Below are 24,079 nucleotides of genomic sequence, written 5' to 3'. Positions count from 1 at the left end.
ATTTTCTGTTCAATTTTCAAAGACCATTTTCTTTCACAACTTTCGTTGTAATTTCCTATTTATTTTGTCACCCTCAAGCGACTTTCTTAGTATATCACTTGATTTAAACCTTGTCAACAACTTTTTAAAAATTACTTTTTAACATTTATTTATAGTTGTTATATGCCTTGGCGACGTAGATTATCTTAACATAATTTTTGTGGTTATTTATCTTAATTATTATTATTATTACGAATTATTTCTATATTTCTTTTATTTTCTTATTTTTTCTTTGTATTACTACTTATGATACGCTAGGATCATATGATGCATCTTTTTTATACTTATTACTTTCTTATATAAAAATAAGGCCTTAATATATCTCTATATTGTTCGGCCTTATTTGAATAAACATAATATTTTTATTCTTCTGATTTACTTATTTCATTATCATTACTGTTCTCATCATCTGAGATTTCATCATCATCGCTACTTGCTATTTTAGCTATAGCAACTACTTTTTCGTCATCATTAGTTCTCATTAATGTTACACCCATTGCAGATCTACTTGTAACTGATATATCTGCTACATTAATTCTAATAGCTACACCACTAGAGTTTATAAGCATTAATTCATCATCAACTTTACATATTGTTGCTCCTGCAAGCTTTCCTGTTTTTTCACTTATTTTATAGGTTATTAATCCTACTCCACCTCTATTTTGAAGCTTATACTCTGAAATAGGAGTCCTCTTTCCAAATCCATTTTCACTTATTACTAGTAGTTCTTCTCCATCAACAGCTATATCCATACATACAGCAATATCATCTTCTTTTAAGTTAATTGCTCTAACTCCGGATGCAGTTCTTCCCATAGATCTAACATCTTTTTCGTTAAACTTAACTGCGTAACCATTTTGAGTTACAACCATGATATTAGCATCACCATAGGTATTCTTAACTTTTAATAGTTCATCTCCATCTTTTAAGCTTATTGCAATTAATCCATTTTTTCTTAAATTTTTAAATTCACTTAATGGAGTCTTCTTCACTATTCCTTGTTTAGTGCCCATGAATAGATATCCTTCTTTTCTATCATCAGTTACTGTTAATACAGTTTGAATTATTTCATCAGGTTCTATTGCTATAATGTTTATAATATTGGTACCTTTCGCTTGTCTTCCAGCGTCAGGAATTTCATATGCTCTTAATTTGTATACTCTTCCCTTATTTGTGAAGAATAATACATCTGAATGGGTAGATGTTATCATTAGATGTTCAACAAAATCATCTTCTTTAGTTGACATTGCTTGAATACCCTTTCCACCTCTTCTTTGTGATGAATAAGTATCAGCTGAAATTCTCTTTATATATCCTGAATGTGTTAATGTTATAACAACTTCTTCTTCTTGAATTAGATCCTCTATATCTATTTCATTGATAATCTTTTCAATTTTACTTCTTCTTTCATCTGAATATTTAGCCTTTATTTCTAAAAGTTCATCTTTAATAACTCCTAATAACTTTTCTTCACTAGCTAAAATAGATTTTAAATATTCAATTTGTTTCATTAATTCGTTGTACTCTTCTTCGATCTTATCTCTTTCTAAACCAGTTAACCTTCTTAACCTCATTTCTAATATAGCTTGAGACTGTTTTTCTGAAAGATTAAATCTTTCTATTAACGTATCTTTTGCAATTTCACTAGTCTTAGAGTTCCTTATTATGCTTATTACTTCATCGATATTATCTAATGCTATTTTTAATCCCTCTAATATATGGGCTCTTGCTTCCGCCTTGTTTAATTCAAATACAGTTCTTCTTGTTATAACTTCCTTTTGGAAATCTACATAATTCTCTAATATTTGTTTTAAATTTAAAACTTTTGGCTCATTATTGACTAGTGCTAACATAATAATTCCAAATGTATCTTGAAGCTTTGTATGTTTATATAATAAGTTTAATGTTACATTAGGATTAGCATCTCTTTTAAGTTCAATTACTATTCTCATACCTTCTCTATCCGATTCATCTCTTAAATCGGATATTCCAGTAATCTTTTTATCTTTTACTAAATCAGCAATGCTTTCAACAAGCTTTGCTTTGTTAACTTGATATGGTATTTCTGTAATTATTATTGAATGCCTTCCATTTTCTTCTTCAATTTCGGCATTTGCTCTAACAATAACTTTTCCTTTTCCTGTTTCATATGCTTCTCTTATACCAGCTTTCCCCATAATAGTAGCTCCTGTAGGAAAATCTGGTCCTTGAATTTTTCCCATAAGCTCTAAAACTGTACTTTCAGGATTGTCTATAAGCATAATTGTACCATCTATTATTTCACCTAAATTATGTGGTGGAATATTAGTTGCCATTCCTACAGCAATTCCTGATGACCCATTTACTAAGAGATTTGGAAATCTAGATGGTACAACTACTGGTTCTTGTTCTTCACCATCAAAATTTGGCATAAAGTCAACAGTATTTTTGTTTATGTCTCTTAACATCTCAACTGCTATTTTATTCATCTTAGCTTCTGTATATCTCATTGCTGCAGCACTATCACCGTCAACTGATCCAAAGTTTCCATGTCCATCAACTAGCATATATCTCATTGAAAAGTCTTGAGCCATTCTTACTAGCGCATCATATACAGAACTATCTCCATGTGGATGATATTTACCTAAAACATCTCCAACTATTCTTGCACATTTTCTATATCCTTTATCAGGAGTTAATCCTAATTCCTGTAAAGAATATAATATTCTTCTATGAACAGGCTTTAATCCATCTCTAACATCTGGCAGTGCACGCCCAACTATAACACTCATAGCATAATCTATATAGCATCTTTTCATTTCTTTATTAATATCAACGAGTTCAACTTTACCCTCATTAAAATTCATGTACTTCACCTCATATCAGTACTAAATGTCTAAATTGACAACATATTTAGCATTTTGTTGTATAAACTCTTTTCTTGGCTCAACTTTTTCACCCATCAAAATTGTGAAAATTTCATCAGCAGCCATAGCATCCTCTATATTTACTTTTAATAAAATTCTCTTTTCTGGATCCATTGTTGTATCCCATAATTGAGTAGCGTTCATTTCACCTAAACCTTTGTATCTCTGAATATCAGTAGAATTATCTTTTCCACCAACTTCAGACAATACATTTTCTAACTCAGAATCTGTATATGCATAATAATCCTTTTTACCTTTACTAACCTTATATAATGGTGGCTGTGCTATATACACATGACCATCATCAATTAAATCTCTCATATATCTGTAGAAGAATGTTAATAATAACGTTCTAATATGAGCACCATCAACATCGGCATCAGTCATAATTATAATTCTGTTGTATCTTATTTTTTCTATATCAAAATCATTTCCAATACCAGCACCGAATGCAGTAACCATTGATCTAATTGTATCTGCATTTAATATTCTATCTAATCTTTGTTTCTCAACGTTTAATATTTTTCCTCTTAGAGGAAGAATTGCTTGGAATTTTCTATTTCTTCCTTGCTTAGCTGATCCACCCGCAGAATCTCCTTCGACAATATAAATTTCACATTCTCTTGGATCCTTTGAGGAACAATCTGCTAATTTCCCGGGCAATGCAGATCTTTCTAATACTGATTTTCTTGTTAATTCTCTTGCTTTTCTAGCCGCATCTCTAGCTCTTGCCGCCATTAAAGCTTTATCTACTATCATTTTTCCTATGTTAGGATTCTCCTCTAAAAATGTTCCTACATTTTCCCCAACAACAGAATCAACGATTCCTCTAACTTCACTATTTCCTAATTTGGTTTTAGTTTGGCCTTCAAATTGAGGTTCTTCAATCTTAACAGATATAACTGCTGTAAGCCCTTCTCTTATATCATCACCAGTAAAATTCTTATCATTTTCCTTTATATGACCAAATTTCTTTGCATAATCATTAAATACTCTTGTAAGTGCAGTTTTAAAACCAACTAAATGGGTTCCCCCTTCTACTGTATCAATATTATTTGCAAAAGAAAAAATACTTTCAGTATACCCATCATTATATTGAAGCGCTACTTCCACAGCTATATTATCTTTTACTCCTTCGATATATATTGGTTCATCATGAAGTGGTACTTTGTTTCTATTTAAATAACTAACAAATGACTTAATTCCACCTTCATAATGAAAAACTTCTTCTTTTTCATCTCTCTTATCTACTAGCTTTATGTATATACCCTTATTTAAGAAAGCTAATTCTCTTAACCTTTGAGATAATACTTCAAAATCAAAAACTATTTCATCAAATATTCCAGCATCAGGTTTAAAATATGTTTCTGTTCCAGTTTCATCGCTGTTTCCTATTTGGGTAACTTCAGTAAGAACTTTACCTTTACTATATTTTTGTTCCCATATATGTCCATCTCTTTTAACTGTAACAGTACATTCTTCTGACAGTGCATTAACAACAGACGCACCAACTCCATGTAGTCCACCTGAAACCTTATATCCTCCACCGCCAAATTTACCGCCAGCATGTAGTATTGTCATTATAACTTCTACAGTAGATTTTCCCATTTTAGGATGAATTCCTACAGGCATACCTCTACCATCATCAGTTACTGTAATTGAATTATCCTCATTGATATACACTTCTATTTTTTTGCAATACCCAGCTAATGCTTCATCGATACTATTATCAACTATTTCATAAACTAAATGATGAAGGCCTCTTGGGCTTGTGCTTCCGATATACATACCTGGTCTTTTTCTTACTGCTTCTAATCCTTCAAGAACTTGTATCTGATTTTCATCATATTCTCTATTATTTTGTTCCAAATCAGACTCCTCCTAAACTTAATAAATATTAAAATTTTTAATTTTATAAAATTACGAACTATACTCAATATCAGTTCTTTTTGTCAATGTTGTTGATGATATTGGTGAAAGATATATCTTACTCTTATTATTAACCTCTGCTATAATGAATGATTTTGGCTTTTCCTCTGTAATTCTTTCTACAAATCCATCTTCTTCAGCCAACCTCAAAAACTGTATTGTATCTGAACTGTACATTGTATTTTGTAAATCGAATATTCCAATAATATCTTTAATTGGAACCACAACATTCTCACCTAAATGCAAAAACACTAACCATTCCTCCTCTAATTTAAAATTCGTCCATTTGACACAACAAATCTTTTAGCTTTATCATCTAAATAATCCTTCAAATCATCTATTCCAGTACATGTTATTATTGTTTGTATGTCCTGTATCGTACTTAATATATATATTTGTCTATTTATATCAAGCTCTGAGAGAACATCGTCTAGCAATAAAACTGGATACTCTCCTGTAACTTCTTTAATGATTTTTAAAGATGAAAATTTCATAGTTAAAATTGATGTACGCTGTTGTCCTTGAGATCCAAAAGTCTTAACATCTACATCGTTTATAAAAATATTAAAATCATCCCTATGAGGTCCTACTGATGTTAAACCTTTTTCCCTATCTCTCAATAAATTATCTTTTAATTTCTTTGAATAATTATTTTTAAAGTTATCTAAATTAACAGTACAATTATATATAAAATTAATATTTTCTTTACCAGATGTTATCTCTTTATGTATTTGACTTCCATAAATATTTATCTTTTCTATATATTCTAACCGTTTTGAAATAATATAATCAGCATATTCAATTAATTGTATATCATATACTTCTAAAACATCTTCATTGAATGTTTTGCTTTTTAACAAAATATTCCGTTCATTTAAAATTTTATTATATTGAACTAAGTTAAAGTAATATTTAGAATTTATTTGGGATAATTCCATATCTAATAATCGCCTTCTTAAACTTGGAGCTTCCTTAATGACCTTTAAGTCTTCTGGAGAAAACATTACAACATTGAATGTCCCAAATAACTCTCCAATCTTATTTATTTTAATATTATTTACTTTTATAGCTTTTTTTCCGTCTCTTAGGATATTTATATCTATCCTTTTATCAAGTCTATTTTTTCCAATGAGCAAACTTATGTAAGCATTACTCTTATTCCAGCTTATTAGCTCTCTATCCTTTGAAGTCCTATGAGATTTAGCAAAGGCACCATAATAAATTGACTCTAAAATGTTAGTTTTTCCTTGAGCATTATCTCCTATAAACACATTAACATTTTGAGCCAATTCTATGTTTAGATTTGAATAGTTCCTATAATTAACTAAACTTATATTTTTAACATACATAAAAAATACACCTATAAATAATTATATCATAATAATAAAATAACAGTTTATTTATTATTTCATATAATTTCAAAATCTGAATTTTCAAAACTTACAATATCACCTATTTTTATTTTTTTTCCTCGTTGAATGCAAATTTCATTATTTACCTTAACTAATCCATCTTGTATATAAAGTTTAGCTTCTGCACCTGAACTAACAATTGCAGCCCATTTTAAAAAAGCATCTAACTTTATATATTCAGTATTAATTTTTACTTTATTCATTTAATTTGTTATAAATATTACAAAAATAATATTTATCCTCCTATCTCATTAATCTTACTGGTAAAACCAGGTATTTAGAATTTTCGTTATCCTTTTCCTCAATTACACATGGACTTATACTCGAAGTCATTTTCATAACAACTTCATCTTCTTCTACATTTTTTAAAACATCTAATAAGTATTTTGAGTTAAATGCAATTTGTACTTCTTCACCTTGCAATTTTATGGATATTTCCTCTCTTACCTTTCCCAATTGAGAATTAGATGTAATTATTAAATTATCTTGTTGTAAATCTAATTTTATTAAATTAGTGTTTCCATCTTTAGCCATTAATGATGCTCTTTCAATAGCATTTTGTAATTTTTGTCTATTAACGCTAACTAATAATTTATGTTCTTGCGGCAATAGTGAATTGTAATTTATAAATTTACCTTCTAATAACCTAGATATTATCTTAGTTCTCTCTAAATTGAATAATATATGATTATTAGTAAATGTTATATCTACAATATCATCCACATCTTCTAATATTTTAGATACTTCATTTAATGTTTTACCTGGTATAACAACTTCTACATCAATATCAGTATCTAAAAATTCACTTCTAATTGCTAATCTATAGCCATCAAGAGCAACTAAATTTAAATTTTTATTTTTTACTTCAAACAATATACCTTGAAGAATTGGTCGTGTTTCATCTTGGGCAATAGCAAAAGATGTTCCTTTAATCATGTTTTTTAGTATATTTTGATTTACTGATATCTTTAGATTTTCATTGATCTCAGGTAATTCAGGAAATTCATTTGTATTCATATAAACAACATCAAATATAGATTTTTCACAAGTTATTTTAATTAACTGATTTTCAATAGTCTCTATCTTTATTGTTGAATTTGGTAATTTTCTTATTATTTCGCCAAATATTTTAGCATCTATTACAATGTTACCTTCTTCTATGATTGTAGCATCAACAGAAGTTTGAATGCTAACATCCATATCTGAACCTATAAGTGTTAATGTTGATTGTTCAGTTTTTATGTATACACCTTCAAGTATAGGTAACGTTGATTTACCTGTTATAGCTTTTTGAACTATTGATATTCCTTCTAATATTTTTTGTTTTTCACATGTAAAAATCATTTTGAAATCCTCCTTATTTATTAACAGGAAATTAAAGATAAAAAATAGATATAGATAAATATTTTTATAGTAATAATAGTAGTAGGGAGTGTTAATTTGTTGATAACTACCTTAAGCCAAGTAATATCCACAGAATTTCATTCAAAAATGTTGTGGATAATTCGGTAACAAATAAAACCACTTATCCACAACATTAAACTTATTATAACTAGAAAAACATTATCCACAATTTATTATATAGTTGTTATATACAGTTGTGGATTAATTTTGAGTCAACTTTTTAGTTATATCATTAATTGTATTTTGCAACGAATCGTCAGTTTTTAGATTTTCAGATATTTTTTCATAAGCATGAATAACAGTAGTATGATCTCTTCCACCAAACTCTTCCCCAATCTTAGGTAAAGACATATCTGTTAGTTTTCTGCTTAAATACATTGCAATTTGTCTTGGATAAGCAACATTTCTAGTTCTTCTTTGAGATTTTAAATCATCAACACGCAAATTAAAGTAACTAGACACTACATCTTGTATAGTATCAATAGTCACATGCTTACCTTGTTTTTTAGAAATTATATCTTTCAATGCTTCGGAAGCTAGATCCACAGTGACCTCTCTATTAGTTAATGAAGAGTAAGCAATTATCCTTATCAAAGCGCCTTCAAGCTCTCTGATATTTGATTTAATTCTTGTAGCAATATACCCCATAACTTCATTAGCTACATTTAAATTTTCAACATCAGCTTTCTTTTTTAAAATAGCCATTCTAGTTTCGAAATCAGGAACTTGTATGTCTGCAATTAATCCCCATTCAAATCTGGAGCGTAGTCTGTCTTCTAATGTTGGAATTTCCTTTGGCGGTCTATCTGAAGATAATATGATTTGTTTGTTTGCATCATGTAATGCATTAAATGTATGGAAGAATTCTTCTTGTGTACGTTCTTTTCCTGCTATAAACTGTATATCATCAATAAGTAGAATATCTACATTTCTATATTTATTTCTAAATTCTTCATTTTTATCATCTTTAATTGCATTAATTAATTCATTAGTAAATTTTTCAGAAGAAACATATACTACTTTAGCATTTGGATTACCATCTAAGATATAATGACCTATAGCATGCATTAAGTGAGTTTTTCCGAGTCCAACACCGCCATATATAAATAGTGGATTGTAGGCTTTGGCAGGTGATTCTGCAACTGCAAGTGATGCAGCGTGAGCAAATCGATTACTATTACCTATTACAAAAGAATTAAATGTATACTTTGGATTTAATGTTGAAGACATTTCATCATTAACCGTAATTGATTTTGATGCTTGTGGAGTGTTACTTTTATTTTCTTCTTTTTCGTAGTTATCAGACATTATAATAAATTCAATTTTATATAATTTTGAACAAACAGCTTTTATTGAGTTTGCAACTAAATCTTTATAACGCTTATCTAAAATATCTTGAGTAAAGGAATTTGGAACGCTTATCCTTAAAGTATCTGAAGAGATAGATATAGGTTCACAGCTTTTAATCCAAGTATTGAAGCTAACTTCACTAAGCTCACTTTTTATAATAGTTAAGGTTTTATTCCACAAGTTTTTTAGATCGGCATCCATTTTTATTATTCCTCCAGTATTTTATAAAAAAAATTTTATGCGACTTATGTACAATTTATCAACAGATATATCAACAGTATTATATTATCGCCAAGTATGTATATAAATATATCAACATGTTAATAATTATGTTTATATATAAATTGATTAAAAATTTAATAACATGTAACTATAAAAAGTTATAAACATGTACATAATTAAGTGAATATGCAATTTGTAATATGAACAAATAACATAAGATAAACAAGTTATGCACATATTTATCCACACATGTGGATAAGTTCTTAAAATAATAAGTTATTCACAACATAATATTTATGATAACATAAGTAATTGTTGATATTCAAGAAATTATCCACAAAAAAATATATATAAATATATTTATCAACAATTATTACCACCTTGACAGGAAAATAGTATATATATATAATAGATTAAGTAAAATTTAAAATTAGTTAAGTATAGTTTTTACTATAAATAATTTATTTAAGGGGGTGCATGTTAATGTTCATGACTTATCAACCTAAAAAAAGACAAACAAAAAAGGAACATGGTTTTAGAAAGAGAATGAGCACTCAATCAGGAAGAAACATTCTTAAAAGCAGAAGACAAAAAGGAAGAAAAAAATTAACAGCTTAAGGGCCGCTCTAAGTGGCCTTTTTTCTGCAAATGCAGGGAAAAAAGGAGAATATAAATATCTATGATTTATAGATTGAAAAAAAATTTTGAATTTACATTTATATATAGAAGAGGGAAGTCATTTGCAAATGACCTTTTAGTTATGTATATAATAAAGAATAAAAAGAATAAAGATAAATATCATAATTGTTATAATAAATTAGGTGTTTCTGTGAGTAAAAAAGTAGGAAACAGTGTTATTAGGAGTAGATGCAAAAGATTAATAAGCGAAAGTTTTAGATTAAATTATGATTATATGATAAAAGAATATGATTTTATTTTTATAGCAAGAAATCCTATGAAAGACAAGAAATATTTTGAAGTAGAGAAAGCTATGAGAAATTTAATTAAGAAGGCAGGCTTATATAATGAAGAAATTACTAATATGCCTAATTAATTTTTATAGAAAACATATTTCACCTGGGAGACCTTCATGCTGTAGGTTTACGCCAACATGCTCACAATATGCTCTGGATGCTATAAATAAATATGGGGCATTTAAAGGAAGCATAATGGCAATTTACAGAATATTAAGATGTAATCCTTTTGGCAAGGGTGGGTATGATCCAGTAAGATGAAATATAGGAGGGATATTTTTTAATGTTTCAAGCGATAGTTGATTTTATGAAAAGCATATTTGATTCCCTGCATAACTTTATAGTTAGTATGGGAGTATCAGATGTTGGGCTATCTTATGTTTTAGCGATATTTTTATTCACATTAATTATAAGAATTTTAATATTGCCATTTAACATTAAGGCAGCAAGATCTACACGAGGAATGCAAAAACTTCAACCAGAACTTAAAAAGCTTCAAGAAAAATATAAGGATGATAAAGAAAAATTAAGTGTAGAAACTATGAAGCTATATAAGGATAACAATGTTAGTATGGCTGGAGGGTGTCTTCCATCATTGCTTCCATTACCAATATTAATGGCTCTTTATTGGGTTTTCATGGGCATACATGGAATAGAAGGAGCATCATTTTTATGGATTAAAAACTTATTTGCCCCTGATCCATGGCATATATTAGCTATTTTAGCTGCATTATCAACGTACTTACCATCATATTTAATGACTAAATCCACTCCATCTCAACCTAATGGAATGAATATGGGAACTATGAATTTAGCTATGGCTGGAATGATGGGATTCATGTCATGGAATTTCAGTGCTATATTAGTTTTATATTGGATAATTGGTAATTTGATTCAAACTATACAAACATATTTCTTAAATTATAGACCTTCAGTAAAAGATATGAATGAAGTTAAAGAGAAAGAAACTAAAGTCGAATCAGAAAAATTTGTTATGGCAGTTGAAGAACCTAAAAATTTGGCTAGTAAAAAAAGAAAAAAAAATAAATAATTAAGTAATTTAAGTTTGCTTGGATATTAGAGGTGGTGAATTAACCGATGAGATCAATAGAAATAGAAGGAAAAACTGTTGAAGAGGCCTTAAATAAAGCTTTAATTGAATTAAATACTGAGAAAAACATGGTTGATGTTGAAATTTTAGAGTATGGTTCAAAAGGTTTATTTAATGTTATAGGAGTTAAGCCAGCTAAAATTAGAGTTACTAGTAAATATGATTATATCAAAGAAGCAAAAGATTTTATAGCTAACATACTTAAATGTATGGAAATTGAAGCTGATATAAGTGTGAGAGAAGAAAATGATACTATTATAATTAATTTATCAGGAGAAAGAATGGGATTGATAATTGGTTATAGAGGAGAAACATTGGACTCAATACAATACCTAGTTTCATTAATAGTTAATAAGGTTCATGAGCTTCCTCATAAAAGGGTCATACTAGATACCGAAAATTATAGAAGCAAAAGAGAAGAAACCCTTAAAGGACTTGCTATTAAAACAGCTAATAAGGTTAAGAAAACAAGAAAATTATTTAAGTTAGAGCCAATGAATCCGTATGAGAGACGAGTTATTCATTCTGCACTTCAGGAAGATGCCTTTATTAATACATATAGTGAAGGTGATGAACCGTTTAGAAGGGTAGTTGTTGAATTAAAAAAAGATTTGTAGAAGAAAGCCTAAATGGCTTTCTTTTTAAGTTTACAAGTAAAGTTTTAGAATTTAAGGAGAAAAATTAAATTAATATAACTTTGACTAATTAAGTTTTGTTATGTAAAATTGATATTAGTTTTGAATAGATATTGATATAAAAGTTCTTCTTTAAGTAAAGGAGGAAAATAGATGAAGGAATTTGATACTATTTGTGCAATAGCTACGCCTATTGGAGAAGGCGGAGTTGCTATAATTAGAATTTCTGGAGCAAAATCTTTAAGCATTGCAAGTAAAATATTTGTTCCCAGGAATAATTATGATATTAAAAAAATGCAGACATATACTATGAAATACGGCAATGTTGTAGAATTAGAAAATAGGGAAATTATTGATGAAGTTATTTTAAGTTATATGAAAGCGCCTAATAGTTATACTGGAGAAAATGTAGTTGAGATTAATTGCCATGGTGGTATTGTATCAACTAATAGTGTATTAAATGAAATTATAAAGGCTGGTGCAAGAATTGCAGAACCAGGTGAATTCACTAAAAGAGCATTTTTAAATGGAAGAATAGATTTAAGTCAAGCAGAAGCAGTTATGGATATAATAACAGCTAAAACTGAACTATCAATGAAATCAGCACTAATGCAAAGAAATGGAGCACTTTCAAGGGAAATAGGAGAATTAAGGAAATTTCTATTGAATGTTTTAGCATTGATTGAATACGCAGTTGATTTTACAGAAGATGATGAGGATATTATTGATGATAATTTAATTGCTCAAATCAAGAATGGCATTGATAAGGCTAGTGTTAAGATAAGACATTTATTGGCTAATGCTGATGAAGGAAAAATATTGAGAGAAGGCCTTAAAGTAGTCATTGTTGGTAAGCCTAATGTAGGAAAGTCATCATTATTAAATGCATTATTAAGAGAAAAAAGAGCTATAGTAACAGATATTCCTGGCACAACAAGAGATGTTATTGAAGAATATATAAATATTGAAGGAATACCTATTAAAATAACTGATACTGCAGGAATAAGAGATACGGAAGATATAGTTGAAAAAATAGGTGTGGAAAAATCTAAGGAAAAAATTGATGAAGCAGATTTAATAATATTAATGCTCGATGCATCTAGGGATATAGATGAAGAGGACCAAATAATAATTGATAAGATAAGAAATAAGAAGTATATAGTATTATTAAATAAAGTAGATTTAGATATAAAAATACCTGAAAAAATAATTAGTAGCTTAAGTAATAAAATAAACATATCAGTGAAAACAGGAAGTGGAATTGACAATTTAAAGAGTCAAATTAAGGATTTATTCTTTAATGGTGAAATAACTTCTGATAGCTTAACAATTTCAAACACAAGACATAAGCAGGCATTATATAGAGCATTAGAAAATTGTGATACAGCTTTAAATAGAATCAATGCCAATGAGTATATTGATTTAATATCCATTTATATAACAGCAGCGATGAAGGCGTTAGGTGAAATAACAGGAGAAGAATTAGAAGAAGATTTATTGAACAAAATCTTTAGTGAATTTTGTGTAGGAAAGTAGGGAAAAGTAATGGCAGTAAATTATGATGGCGGACAATTTGATGTAATAGTTGTTGGGGCTGGTCATGCAGGATGTGAAGCTGCATTAGCTTCAGCAAGGTTAGGACTTAATACACTGATATGTACAATAAATTTAGATTCAATAGCACTAATGCCATGTAATCCTAATATAGGTGGTACCGCAAAAGGTCATTTAGTAAGAGAAATTGATGCACTTGGTGGAGAAATGGGTATAAACATTGATAATACATTTATTCAATCAAGAATGCTAAATACTTCAAAAGGACCAGCAGTTCATTCATTAAGAGCACAAGCGGACAAAAAAGATTATCAATTTAGGATGAAAAGAGTTCTAGAAGAACAAGAGAATCTTAAAATAAGGCAGATTGAAGTTACAGAGCTTCAAGTTGAAGATGGAAAAATAAAAGGAGTAGTAACTAAAAATGGTGCAGTTTTTAAATGTAAAGCAGTTGTGCTTGCAACTGGTACATATTTAAAAGGGAAAATTATTATTGGAGAAATTTCATATAGTGGAGGGCCTAATGGGTTATTTCCAGCCAATGATTTATCTCAGTCATTATTAGACTTAGGAATTGAATTAAGAAGATTTAAAACAGGAACGCCAGCTAGAATAAATAGAAAATCAGTTGATTTTTCTAAGATGATTGAGCAAAATGGAGATGAGAAGATAGTCCCATTTTCATTTATGAGTGATAATATAAAAAAAGAGCAGATATCATGTTATTTAACTTATACAAATGAAGAAACAAGTAAGATAATCAGAGAAAATATAAATAGATCCCCTATTTATAATGGAAGTATAAAGGGGATTGGGCCTAGATATTGTCCATCTATAGAAGATAAAATAATGAGATTCCCAGATAAGCCTCAACATCAAATATTTATCGAACCAGAAGGTCTAAATACATTGGAAATGTATGTGGGTGGTTTTTCTTCATCATTACCTGAAGAAGTTCAAATTAAGATGCTTAGAACTTTACCTGGACTTGAAAATGTTGAAATGATGAGAACTGCATATGCAATTGAGTATGACTCAATTGACCCTACTCAACTAAAACCAACATTGGAATTTAAGAATATTGAAGGATTGTATGGAGCTGGACAGCTTAATGGAAGTTCAGGATATGAAGAAGCGGGTGCGCAAGGAATAGTTGCAGGAATTAATGCAGCCTTAAAAATTAAAAATGAAGAGCCATTAATTTTAACTCGATCTGATGCGTATATAGGAGTATTAATAGATGACTTAGTTACTAAAGGGACGAATGAACCATATAGAATGATGACTTCTAGAGCTGAATATAGGTTATTATTAAGACAAGATAATGCAGATTTCAGATTAACAGAGTTTGGCCATAGAGTTGGATTAGTTACTAAAGAAAGATATGGTAAATTTTTGAAAAGAAAGAAAAACATTGAGGAAGAATTAGATAGGCTAAGGAATTTAAAAGTAACTAATAAAAAAGAAGTAAATGAGTTTCTATTTTCATTAAATTCAGCTGAATTAAGAAAACCTATTAGTTTCTATGAGCTTATGCAAAGACCTGAATTAGATTATTTTGATTTGAAACCGTTAGATCCTGAAAGACCTGAATTACCATATGATGTAGGCGAACAAATAAACATACTTACAAAATATGAAGGATATATTCAAAGTCAACTTGAACAAGTTGAACAGTTTAAAAAATTTGAAAAGAAACTGTTACCTAGAGACATTAATTATAGTAATGTAAGGGGATTAAGAACAGAGGCGATACAGAAGCTAAATACTATAAAACCAATTAGTATAGGTCAGGCTTCGCGAATTTCAGGAGTGTCTCCTGCAGATATTTCAGTGTTGCTTATTTATCTTGAGCATCACTATAATAAACAATCTTAATTATTAATGGAGGAATTATGGATTTTTATGATTTAATGGCTAAATCAGCAGAAGAAGTTGGTTTACAATTATCAAAGCAGCAGTATGAGAAATTTATAATTTACATGAAACTTCTTCAAGAGTGGAATGAGAAGATAAATTTAACAGCTATAGTGGATGATGAAGATGTAATTAAAAAGCACTTTATTGATTCTATAAAAGCATTTAAAAGAAATGAATTTAAAGCAGCTAATAACTTAATAGATGTTGGAACGGGTGCTGGATTTCCAGGACTCCCGATAGCTATTATGAAAGAGGATATTAAGGTTACATTGCTAGACTCTTTAAATAAGAGAATTAATTTTTTAAATACTGTTATAAGTAAGATTGGTATCTCTAATGTAACGACAATTCATTCAAGAGCAGAAGATGGAGCGAGAAATTTAGAATTACGCGAAAGATTTGACATAGCGACTTCTAGGGCTGTCGCTAATATGAGTGTATTGTCTGAATTATGCTTGCCATATGTTAAAACTGGAGGGAGTTTTATAGCATTAAAAGGTCCTTCAGTAGATCAAGAGATTCAAGATAGTATGAATGCAATCAAAATTCTTGGGGGAAAATTGGTAGAAGTTTGTGAAGTAAACATTGAGAATACTGAGTTAAAACATAATTTAGTTATTGTTAAAAAGATTAAGGAATGTGCTAAGACATACCCAAGAAAAGCTGGATTGATAACTAAAAATCCACTTAAATAGTTAATGTGATAGGTATTAGCTAATAAATTAAGTAAAATTAGAATAGATACTGAAATTTAAGAGGAAAAACATGGATAATGTAGAATAAATTATAGATGAGTTAAAATGTTTTAATAAGGGATGGGTTGGGAGCATGAATAATGAAATAGTAAAAATTAACATAGATAAGGTAATTCCAAATATTTATCAACCACGTAAATATTTTAATGAAGAAGCAATTGAAGAATTATCACAATCAATTAAGCAGTATGGAATAATTCAGCCACTTACAGTAAGAAAAAGAGGCGAATTTTTTGAACTGGTAGCAGGCGAGAGGAGACTTAGAGCTGCTAAGAGAGCTAATTTAGAAACAGTTCCATGTAATATTATTGATATAACAGATTCTGAATCGGCTCAAATAGCATTATTGGAGAATTTACAAAGAGAAGATTTAAATTATATTGAGGAAGCAGAAGCATACTATAATTTAATTAATGATCATAATTTTACTCAGGATGAATTAGCTAAGAGAATGGGTAAAAAGCAATCTACCATTGCAAATAAATTAAGATTATTGAAACTAAGTTCAGAAGTTAGAGAAATATGTTTAACAAATAAGTTAACGGAAAGGCATGCAAGAGCATTACTTACTGTTCCAGATGAAAAGTTACAATTAAGAATTGTTCAAAAGGTTATAAAAGATGGACTAAATGTAAAGAAAACAGAGGAATTAATAAATAAAGAATTGCTTAAGTTAGCAGGTGAAGAATTAAAAAAGAAAAGTAAAAGAAATATAAAAGGATTACTACCTGCGAAATTATATGTAAATACAATTAAGCAAGTTTTAGAAAAATTTGATATTCCAGCCCAATATGCATATAAGGATGAAGATGAATTTATAGAAGTTACTGTAAAAATTCCAAAAGTAAAGAAATAAAATTAAATAGTGTTATAAAGATAAAAGTTAAGGGAAATTATTATCACCTTAACTTTTATTATGTTATTAATAATAAAAGTTATCTAGAAGTGAAAGATTTAAGCTATTTTTTTAGATAATTTGGATATTAGCCAGTTTTTTAGTACATAATTCTTTTATTATCTTAAAAAAGTATATATAATATTAATATGGGAAGGGGGGAAGCTCTTTTAGGGCATATTATGAAAAAAATTTGTATTTTTAATCAAAAGGGTGGAGTCGGAAAAACAACTACTAATATAAACTTATGCGCTTATTTAGCTTTAGAAGGTTATAAGGTTTTAACTATAGATATAGATCCACAGGGTAATACGACCAGTGGATTGGGATTAGATAAAAATAACCTAGATCTATCTGTTTATGATGTTTTAATTTCTGATGCAACAATGAAAGAATCCATAGTTAGAAGTGATTTGGTTCAAAATTTATTTATATCACCATCAACAATGGAACTTGCAGGAGCAGAAGTTGAGCTTATAAATAATAGCGATAGAGAAAATATAATGAAGAAGAAGTTAGAAGATATCGAAAGTGAATATGATTATGTGTTTATTGATTGCCCACCATCTTTAGGCGTATTAACAATAAATGCATTAACTTGTGCAGATTCAGTTTTAATTCCAATTCAGTGTGAATTTTATGCACTGGAAGGTGTAAGTCAGTTAATTAATACTATACAATTAGTTAAGAAATCCTTAAATAAGAATTTAGATATTGAGGGTGTTATAATGACTATGTTTGATTATAGGACAAATCTTAGTGCTGAAGTATTAAAAGAAGTTCAAAAGTATTTTAAAGATAAAGTCTATAAAACAACAATTCCAAGGAATGTGAGATTAGCAGAAGCGCCTAGTTTTGGACTACCAATAATGTTATATGATGAAAAGTGTAAGGGTGCAGAAGCCTACGTAAAATTGACAAAAGAATTTTTAAAGAAGCAGTAGGTGATATAATGGCAAAAAAATTTACTCTAGGAAAAGGTTTGAGTGCGCTTATACCCGATGAAGTAGAGGAAACTATAGAGGAAACTAGCAAACTTTTAATTTCAATAAATAAAATAAAAAGTGATGAAGAACAGCCAAGAAAATTATTCGATTCAGAAAAAATAGCTGAATTAGCAGAATCTATAAAAACGCATGGTATAATTCAACCATTAATTTTGAGAAAACATAATGAAGATCAATATGTTATAGTGGCTGGTGAAAGAAGATGGAGAGCTGCTAAAATGGCTGGATTGAGGGAAATACCGGCAATAATAATGGAATTAAGCAGTAGAGATATACTAGAAATTTCATTGATAGAGAATATTCAGCGTCAAGATTTGAATCCAATTGAGGAAGCATTAGCTTATAAAAAGTTGTTAAATGATTTTAAAATAACACAAGAAGAGTTGAGTAAGAGAATTGGAAAGTCAAGGGTAGCAATTGCTAATACAATACGATTAACTAATTTGGATGAAAGAGTTCAACAATACATAGTGGAAAGCATTATAACAGAGGGGCATGGAAGAGCACTTCTTGCCATTAGTGATAATGAAAAACAATATGAAATAGCACAAAAAGTAATTGATGAAAAATTATCAGTTAGAGAACTAGAAAAACTTATAAAAAAGATTAATGACAGTGAAGAAAAAGAAAAAGTTGAGGAACCTTTAGATAGATTAAACCCTTATTACAAGGATGTGAAAAATCAACTTCAAAATCATTTCGGAACTAAAGTAAATATATTGAACAAAAAGAATAAAGGAAAAATTGAAATTGAATATTATTCAGAAGAAGATTTACAGAGAATTTTAGATATTATTAATATGTAATGTTTCACGTGAAACAATTATGAAAGGAATGACAGAATTTTGGATACACTAATCAACACAATAAATGGTTTTATGCCTCTTTTAACTCTTGGAATGCTAATAATAATTATTTTGTTATTTATAATGGTTATAGTATTATTTAAAGCTGTAGGTAGGGTAGAAACTAAGTATAGGAAATTAATGAGGGGAACTACTAATAATAGCTTAGAAGAAATGTTATTAGAAAGACTAAAGAACATAGAAGACGCAAAAGAGGCATCTGAAGAAGCTTTGCAAGAGTGTAAAAGATTAGAGATAAAAATGAAAGATTGCATTCAAAAAGTTGCTATAATGAGATATAAAGCTTTTGAAAATGTTGGTAGTGATTTAAGTTTTTCTATAGCTATGTTAGATGATAAAAATGATGGTTTGATACTAACAGGAATATATGGAAGACAAGAGAGCACAACTTATGCAAAGCCAATTGATAAAGGAATATCAAGATATGATCTTTCCGAAGAAGAACTATATGTTTTAAATGAAGCATCTAATAAAGAAACTAAATAGTAAATAATTTTAAGGTGTCGCAACTCTGAGTCGGCACCTTTATTTTTTATCATTTAGTTAATTTAAATTACTTTACATATTATATTAATTGTTTCACGTGAAACAATTAAAGAATGATTTGCATAAAAGTATCTGATTTCGATATGATTTAAGTAATATTAGAATATTCACCTTATATTTAAACCTCTTTTTTCGCCATATTAGTTTTGTTTAAAATAAAATAACATATTCCTTTAGAGATTGACTCAGCAAGATTCATTACTGTATTTAATCTAGTATTTTGCAACACTAAGAAATCGAAGCCGCTTGATATATTTACAATTCCAGTTATGCTCATTTCCCCAACAGCAGGAAGTTTTTTATTTAATGCTAAACCGGGAATTAGAGGTTTCTTTTGTATAAAAATCTTACCAATGTTATTTAAAGAACCTAAACATGAATCAATTGCTACAATATATGGATTATTATATTTAAGATAAATTTCATTTAGTGTACTCTCTATATTTTTAGCATGAATAGGATTTTCTAAAGAACCATAAATCAATATATTATTTCTTGAAAAATACTTTAGTTTATGCCCCACTAATGGACCAAGAGAATCACCAGTAGATCGATCGCTGCCTATGCATATAAATATAATAGGTCTATTATCATCTAGTATTGGTTGTAATTGAGTTAATAAGTAATTTTTGATTTTTATACATGCAGTAAGTGAAGATGAATTAATACAAAAACTATCACACATAAAAGAACCTCCTCAATAAATTTATATCCAATAAAAAAGGTTTTATTCATACTTCAAACAATTATTTAATCATGATTTGAAGTATAGAATAAAACCTTAAAATATATTGAACTATATTTTTATAAATTAGATGTAATTTTACTCAAAATAGAAAGAGTATAATCAATATCATCTTTAGTAGTAAAATGACTAATACTTAATCTTACTGTTCCATTAGGATATGTTCCTATAGTCTTATGTGCCAGAGGAGCACAATGCAAGCCAGTTCTGCTTTTAATTCCATTACAGTCAAGCTGATAACCCAATTCAGAAGGATCTAACGAATCAGCATTTATTGAAATGCATGTAGTTAACATTTTACCAGATTTATCACCATAAATAGTTAGTCCATTAATATTCAATAAACCAGTAAGTAGATAATTTATTAAATATTGATTATGATCATGTATACTATTTAGACCTATAGAGTTTATGTATTTAATGCCTTCGGTCAAGCCAATTATTCCTGGAAGATTATGAGTTCCACATTCAAATTTATCAGGCAAAAAATCAGGCTGGTCAAGAGAATATGAAAGACTTCCAGTACCACCTTGAAGAAATGGAGAACAACAATCATTGAATTTTGAATCTACGATAAAACCACCAACTCCTTGAGGACCTAATAAACTTTTGTGACCTGTGAATGCTACTGCATTTGCTTTTATGTTTTTCATGTTAATATCTAATGTACCCGCACCTTGAGATGAATCAACAATAAAGAATATATTATTATCATTACATAATTCACCAATGGCATGTAAGTCCTGAATTGAACCTGTAACATTTGATGCTTGGGTAATTACAACGAGTTTGGTCTTGCTATTAATTTTTTTCTTAATATTATTTATATCTATAAAACCTTGAGAATTTGCATCTACGATATCTAATTCTATATTTAGATTCTCCTTACAAAAGTAAAGCGGTCTAATAACAGAGTTATGCTCCATCGAAGATGTTATTACATGATCACCAGATCTTAATATTCCTTTAATTAATATATTTAAAGACATGGTGACATTACTAGTGAAAATTACATTGCTTGGAGAATCAAAACCAAAGAAATCACAAACAATTTCTCTGGCATTATATAGGTATCGATTGCTTTCAAGTGAATTACTGTAATTTCCACGGCCTGCATTTCCACCTACTGTAAGCATATAATTATACATAGCATCAACAACTTGTCTTGGTTTTGGAAATGTAGTGGATGCGTTATCTAAATATACTTCCATAGTTCACCTCTAAAAAATAAATCTATAAATTCCTCCAATAATAAATAGTATACCCAAAGCAAAAAGAAAATAATCTAAAAGCTTCGTTGTATTGTTTACATAATTGGGCTTGAACTTCCTTATTCCTTTACTTACTGAAATATTAAGAAAACAAAACCAAGTTATACTGCCTAGAATCATTGAAGAGATTGAAAGAGTAAAAAATGTACTTCCATGATGTCGCCATATAGTAAATACAGTACCACTTAGTGCAATCCATAATGATGGAGTACTAGGGTTTAGAAATGTTATTAAGAATCCAGTTATGAAGCCATTTGAAGTACGTTTTGAAATTGACTTTTCTAGCTCTACTTCTGATTTTGTGCTTTTAAAAGATATTTTATTTGATAAAACCAAAACAATTCCAGATACTATCCAAAATAAGTTGTAAAGCTTAGAGTGATTAGTTAATATTGTGAATAATCCTAGATTTATAATTATTATATATACTATATCTGCAGATACTGCACCAAGGGAGACTTTAAAACCTTCTTTAAATCCTTTTGATATAGAACGACTAACTGACTCAAGACCAGAAGGTCCTAATGGAATAGAGGCAACAAAGCCAGTAAAAAAACCAAATGATATAGCTTTTAATATGTTAACAATTGAAAACATTATAATCTCCTTAATAATCACATTTGTATATAATTATAAAGTAAAAAAGTTTTTTTTTCACTAAATTTAAGAAGTTTTTTATTGTAAATTTATTTTTACCTTTATAAAGTAAAAAAAATATTATAATATGAATTATGATATGAATATAAAAAGGTGGTACAAATATGAATTATTATATAGTAGTATTCAAAAATACATATGATGCAATGGCAGCAGAAAAGAAATTAAAGGAATTAAATTTTAATTTTAGAATAATGCCTACACCCACATCAATAACTATGAGCTGTGGAATCTGTGTTAGAATAGATGAAAAAGAAGAAATAGATACGATAATAAAAGATAATATATTGGAATATAAAAATGCATATTTTAGAGGTGAAGAAGGCTATATGCTGGTTGAAAAATAGGAGGGATAATTTTTGAGTGGCAATATAACGGACTTACAAAAGGCCATTGGAGAATATAAAGATCAATTTATGAATTTAATGTGGCTTCCGACAATAATAGAAATAGTCATTAAAGTTATTTTTGTTATTATTATGGTATACTTTTCAATAAAGATTGGAGAGCACTTAATAAAAAAATTTGTAGAGCAGCAAGTAAAAAGTAATGCTATGCTTTCTCTAGATACTCAGAGAGCAAAAACACTAGGAGAAGTGTTAAAAAGTGTCCTAAAATATTCAGCATATTTTGTAGGAATAGCAATAATAATACCAATGATATTTAAAGGAGCATCTTTTACATTTGCAAGTATAGGTGGAATAGCAGTTGGTCTTGGAGCACAGAGCTTAATAAAAGACTTGATTAATGGATTTTTTATTTTGTTTGAAAATCAATTTGGAGTTGGAGACCATGTGACCTTAGGCAATTTTAGTGGAATTGTCAAGAGCATTGGAATTAGAAGTACGGTGATTGCAGATTTTAATGGAGATGTTCATTCTATTCCGAATGGTTCTATTATTGGAGTAACTAATCATTCTAGGAATGATATTAAGTTTATAGTTGATGTGAATATTTCATATGAAGAAGATGTAAAAAGAGTGATTGACATTATAAAAAAAACTTGTGATGAATTTCAAGAAGAGAATGCAGAATATATAGACGTCCCATTGGAGGTAATTGGGCTAACAGCATTAGGTTTATCAGGGGTTACTATAAGAGTAACTGGTAAAGCAAAACCACTTATGCAATGGAAAATGGAAAATGAGCTTAGAATGGCTATAAAATTAACATTGGACAAAAATGAAATAAAAACACCAGAGATTTCAAAGGCAGTTAATTGAAGATATAGGAGTGATAGTAAGTAATGATAGAAAGTTTCAACCTTGGAGATATAGTAGAAATGAAAAAACAACATCCATGTGGATCAAACCAATTTGAAATAATACGAGTAGGTGCTGATATAAAGATCAAATGCACTGGATGTGGAAGAATTGTAATGATTCCAAGAAGTAAATTTAAAAAGGAAGCAAAGAGAATAGTAATTAGTTCAGAAAATTAGAAATTGATTCAGAAAGTCAGAAAATTAATTCAAAAAGTTAGAAATTTGCTTGAATATTTCTTTAATAAATGATATAATTACAAATTGTAATCCCTGCTATGCAAAGCATAGCCGTTAGTCCAAGGGGAGGAGGTGAAATTAATGAGAAAGTACGAAACTATATTTATATTAAACCCTTCATTTGATGAAGAAACTGTTAAAGCTAACATCGAAAAGTTTAAGGGTGTTATAGAAAATGGTGGAGGAACAGTAGAAAATGTTGATTTCTGGGGTAAGAGAAAGCTTGCTTATGAAATCTCAAAAGTTAGTGAAGGTTATTATACTTTAGTTAACTTTACTGCTAACCCTGAATTACCAAGAGAGTTAGATAGAATATTCAGAATCACTGATGGTGTTATAAGACATATCATTGTTAATGAACAAGTATAAGGTGGTGTTGT

The 24,079-nt window shown here is 28.9% G+C and carries 26 protein-coding genes; 16 read left to right on the top strand and 10 right to left on the bottom strand.

What is annotated here, in order from left to right:
- Positions 1-401: 401 nt before the first annotated feature.
- The 7 genes from gyrA to dnaA form a co-directional block, all read right to left on the bottom strand.
- Complete coding sequence (gene gyrA, locus CLOBL_RS19010) at positions 402-2,885, bottom strand: DNA gyrase subunit A (protein ID WP_077860464.1); 2,484 nt, start codon at positions 2,883-2,885, stop codon at positions 402-404.
- Positions 2,886-2,906: 21 nt separating this feature from the next.
- Positions 2,907-4,814, bottom strand: coding sequence for a DNA topoisomerase (ATP-hydrolyzing) subunit B (gene gyrB / locus CLOBL_RS19005; protein ID WP_077860463.1), 1,908 nt, complete (start codon positions 4,812-4,814; stop codon positions 2,907-2,909).
- Positions 4,815-4,865: 51 nt separating this feature from the next.
- Complete coding sequence (locus tag CLOBL_RS19000) at positions 4,866-5,126, bottom strand: extracellular matrix/biofilm biosynthesis regulator RemA family protein (protein WP_077860462.1); 261 nt, start codon at positions 5,124-5,126, stop codon at positions 4,866-4,868.
- A 14-nt stretch (positions 5,127-5,140) separates the two neighbouring features.
- Positions 5,141-6,223 (bottom strand): DNA replication/repair protein RecF, encoded by a 1,083-nt coding sequence (gene recF, locus CLOBL_RS18995; protein WP_077860461.1) that lies wholly within the window; start codon positions 6,221-6,223, stop codon positions 5,141-5,143.
- A gap of 59 nt (positions 6,224-6,282) precedes the next feature.
- Positions 6,283-6,489: an RNA-binding S4 domain-containing protein gene (locus tag CLOBL_RS18990; RefSeq protein WP_077860460.1), complete on the bottom strand. Its 207-nt coding sequence runs from the start codon at positions 6,487-6,489 to the stop codon at positions 6,283-6,285.
- A 40-nt stretch (positions 6,490-6,529) separates the two neighbouring features.
- Positions 6,530-7,630, bottom strand: a complete 1,101-nt coding sequence (gene dnaN / locus CLOBL_RS18985) for a DNA polymerase III subunit beta (RefSeq protein ID WP_009167655.1) — start codon at positions 7,628-7,630, stop codon at positions 6,530-6,532.
- 261 nt (positions 7,631-7,891) lie between these two features.
- Positions 7,892-9,241, bottom strand: coding sequence for a chromosomal replication initiator protein DnaA (gene dnaA, locus CLOBL_RS18980; RefSeq protein WP_077860459.1), 1,350 nt, complete (start codon positions 9,239-9,241; stop codon positions 7,892-7,894).
- A gap of 504 nt (positions 9,242-9,745) precedes the next feature.
- On the opposite strand from dnaA, the gene rpmH reads away from it, so the two are divergent.
- From rpmH to CLOBL_RS18920, 12 genes are all read left to right on the top strand, one after another.
- Complete coding sequence (gene rpmH / locus CLOBL_RS18975; RefSeq protein WP_009167653.1) at positions 9,746-9,880, top strand: 50S ribosomal protein L34; 135 nt, start codon at positions 9,746-9,748, stop codon at positions 9,878-9,880.
- Positions 9,881-9,941: 61 nt separating this feature from the next.
- Positions 9,942-10,316, top strand: coding sequence for a ribonuclease P protein component (rnpA, locus tag CLOBL_RS18970; protein ID WP_009167652.1), 375 nt, complete (start codon positions 9,942-9,944; stop codon positions 10,314-10,316).
- Complete coding sequence (gene yidD, locus CLOBL_RS18965; RefSeq protein ID WP_009167651.1) at positions 10,288-10,497, top strand: membrane protein insertion efficiency factor YidD; 210 nt, start codon at positions 10,288-10,290, stop codon at positions 10,495-10,497. Before rnpA ends, yidD begins: the two co-directional genes overlap by 29 nt.
- 22 nt (positions 10,498-10,519) lie before the next feature.
- Positions 10,520-11,287 (top strand): membrane protein insertase YidC, encoded by a 768-nt coding sequence (locus CLOBL_RS18960; RefSeq protein ID WP_077860458.1) that lies wholly within the window; start codon positions 10,520-10,522, stop codon positions 11,285-11,287.
- A gap of 47 nt (positions 11,288-11,334) precedes the next feature.
- Positions 11,335-11,964, top strand: coding sequence for an RNA-binding cell elongation regulator Jag/EloR (gene jag / locus CLOBL_RS18955; RefSeq protein WP_077860457.1), 630 nt, complete (start codon positions 11,335-11,337; stop codon positions 11,962-11,964).
- Positions 11,965-12,135: 171 nt separating this feature from the next.
- Positions 12,136-13,518 carry a tRNA uridine-5-carboxymethylaminomethyl(34) synthesis GTPase MnmE gene (gene mnmE / locus CLOBL_RS18950; RefSeq protein ID WP_077860456.1) on the top strand — a complete coding sequence of 461 codons (1,383 nt, stop codon included), beginning with the start codon at positions 12,136-12,138 and terminating at the stop codon, positions 13,516-13,518.
- Between the two features lie 9 nt (positions 13,519-13,527).
- Positions 13,528-15,414, top strand: a complete 1,887-nt coding sequence (gene mnmG / locus CLOBL_RS18945) for a tRNA uridine-5-carboxymethylaminomethyl(34) synthesis enzyme MnmG (RefSeq protein ID WP_077860455.1) — start codon at positions 13,528-13,530, stop codon at positions 15,412-15,414.
- 17 nt (positions 15,415-15,431) lie between these two features.
- Positions 15,432-16,151, top strand: coding sequence for a 16S rRNA (guanine(527)-N(7))-methyltransferase RsmG (rsmG, locus tag CLOBL_RS18940; RefSeq protein WP_077860454.1), 720 nt, complete (start codon positions 15,432-15,434; stop codon positions 16,149-16,151).
- A gap of 133 nt (positions 16,152-16,284) precedes the next feature.
- Positions 16,285-17,067 (top strand): nucleoid occlusion protein, encoded by a 783-nt coding sequence (noc, locus tag CLOBL_RS18935; RefSeq protein WP_077860453.1) that lies wholly within the window; start codon positions 16,285-16,287, stop codon positions 17,065-17,067.
- 221 nt (positions 17,068-17,288) lie between these two features.
- Complete coding sequence (locus CLOBL_RS18930; RefSeq protein ID WP_077860452.1) at positions 17,289-18,050, top strand: AAA family ATPase; 762 nt, start codon at positions 17,289-17,291, stop codon at positions 18,048-18,050.
- 8 nt (positions 18,051-18,058) lie between these two features.
- Positions 18,059-18,919, top strand: coding sequence for a ParB/RepB/Spo0J family partition protein (locus tag CLOBL_RS18925; protein WP_077860451.1), 861 nt, complete (start codon positions 18,059-18,061; stop codon positions 18,917-18,919).
- Between the two features lie 39 nt (positions 18,920-18,958).
- Entirely contained in the window at positions 18,959-19,465 is a 507-nt protein-coding gene (locus CLOBL_RS18920; protein ID WP_077860450.1) for a DUF4446 family protein, read from the top strand.
- A gap of 178 nt (positions 19,466-19,643) precedes the next feature.
- On the opposite strand, the gene yyaC is transcribed toward CLOBL_RS18920, so the two are convergent.
- The 3 genes from yyaC to CLOBL_RS18905 form a co-directional block, all read right to left on the bottom strand.
- A complete protein-coding gene (yyaC, locus tag CLOBL_RS18915; RefSeq protein WP_009167641.1) occupies positions 19,644-20,210 on the bottom strand; it encodes a spore protease YyaC in 567 nt (188 codons plus the stop codon).
- Between the two features lie 119 nt (positions 20,211-20,329).
- Positions 20,330-21,481 (bottom strand): aminotransferase class V-fold PLP-dependent enzyme, encoded by a 1,152-nt coding sequence (locus tag CLOBL_RS18910; protein ID WP_077860449.1) that lies wholly within the window; start codon positions 21,479-21,481, stop codon positions 20,330-20,332.
- Positions 21,482-21,490: 9 nt separating this feature from the next.
- Complete coding sequence (locus CLOBL_RS18905) at positions 21,491-22,138, bottom strand: LysE family transporter (protein ID WP_009167639.1); 648 nt, start codon at positions 22,136-22,138, stop codon at positions 21,491-21,493.
- A 164-nt stretch (positions 22,139-22,302) separates the two neighbouring features.
- On the opposite strand from CLOBL_RS18905, the gene CLOBL_RS18900 reads away from it, so the two are divergent.
- From CLOBL_RS18900 to rpsF, 4 genes are all read left to right on the top strand, one after another.
- Positions 22,303-22,545: a DUF3343 domain-containing protein gene (locus CLOBL_RS18900; protein ID WP_009167638.1), complete on the top strand. Its 243-nt coding sequence runs from the start codon at positions 22,303-22,305 to the stop codon at positions 22,543-22,545.
- Positions 22,546-22,614: 69 nt separating this feature from the next.
- A complete protein-coding gene (locus CLOBL_RS18895) occupies positions 22,615-23,421 on the top strand; it encodes a mechanosensitive ion channel domain-containing protein (protein ID WP_242953878.1) in 807 nt (268 codons plus the stop codon).
- Positions 23,422-23,444: 23 nt separating this feature from the next.
- Positions 23,445-23,639 (top strand): DUF951 domain-containing protein, encoded by a 195-nt coding sequence (locus CLOBL_RS18890; RefSeq protein WP_009167636.1) that lies wholly within the window; start codon positions 23,445-23,447, stop codon positions 23,637-23,639.
- 141 nt (positions 23,640-23,780) lie between these two features.
- Positions 23,781-24,068: a 30S ribosomal protein S6 gene (gene rpsF, locus CLOBL_RS18885; protein ID WP_009167635.1), complete on the top strand. Its 288-nt coding sequence runs from the start codon at positions 23,781-23,783 to the stop codon at positions 24,066-24,068.
- Positions 24,069-24,079 lie beyond the last annotated feature (11 nt).

Source organism: Clostridium sp. BL-8, assembly GCF_002006495.1.
Lineage (GTDB): Bacteria > Bacillota > Clostridia > Clostridiales > Clostridiaceae > Clostridium.
Note: the sequence above shows the minus strand (reverse complement) of the source record. Positions and strands in the feature narration are given on the sequence as shown.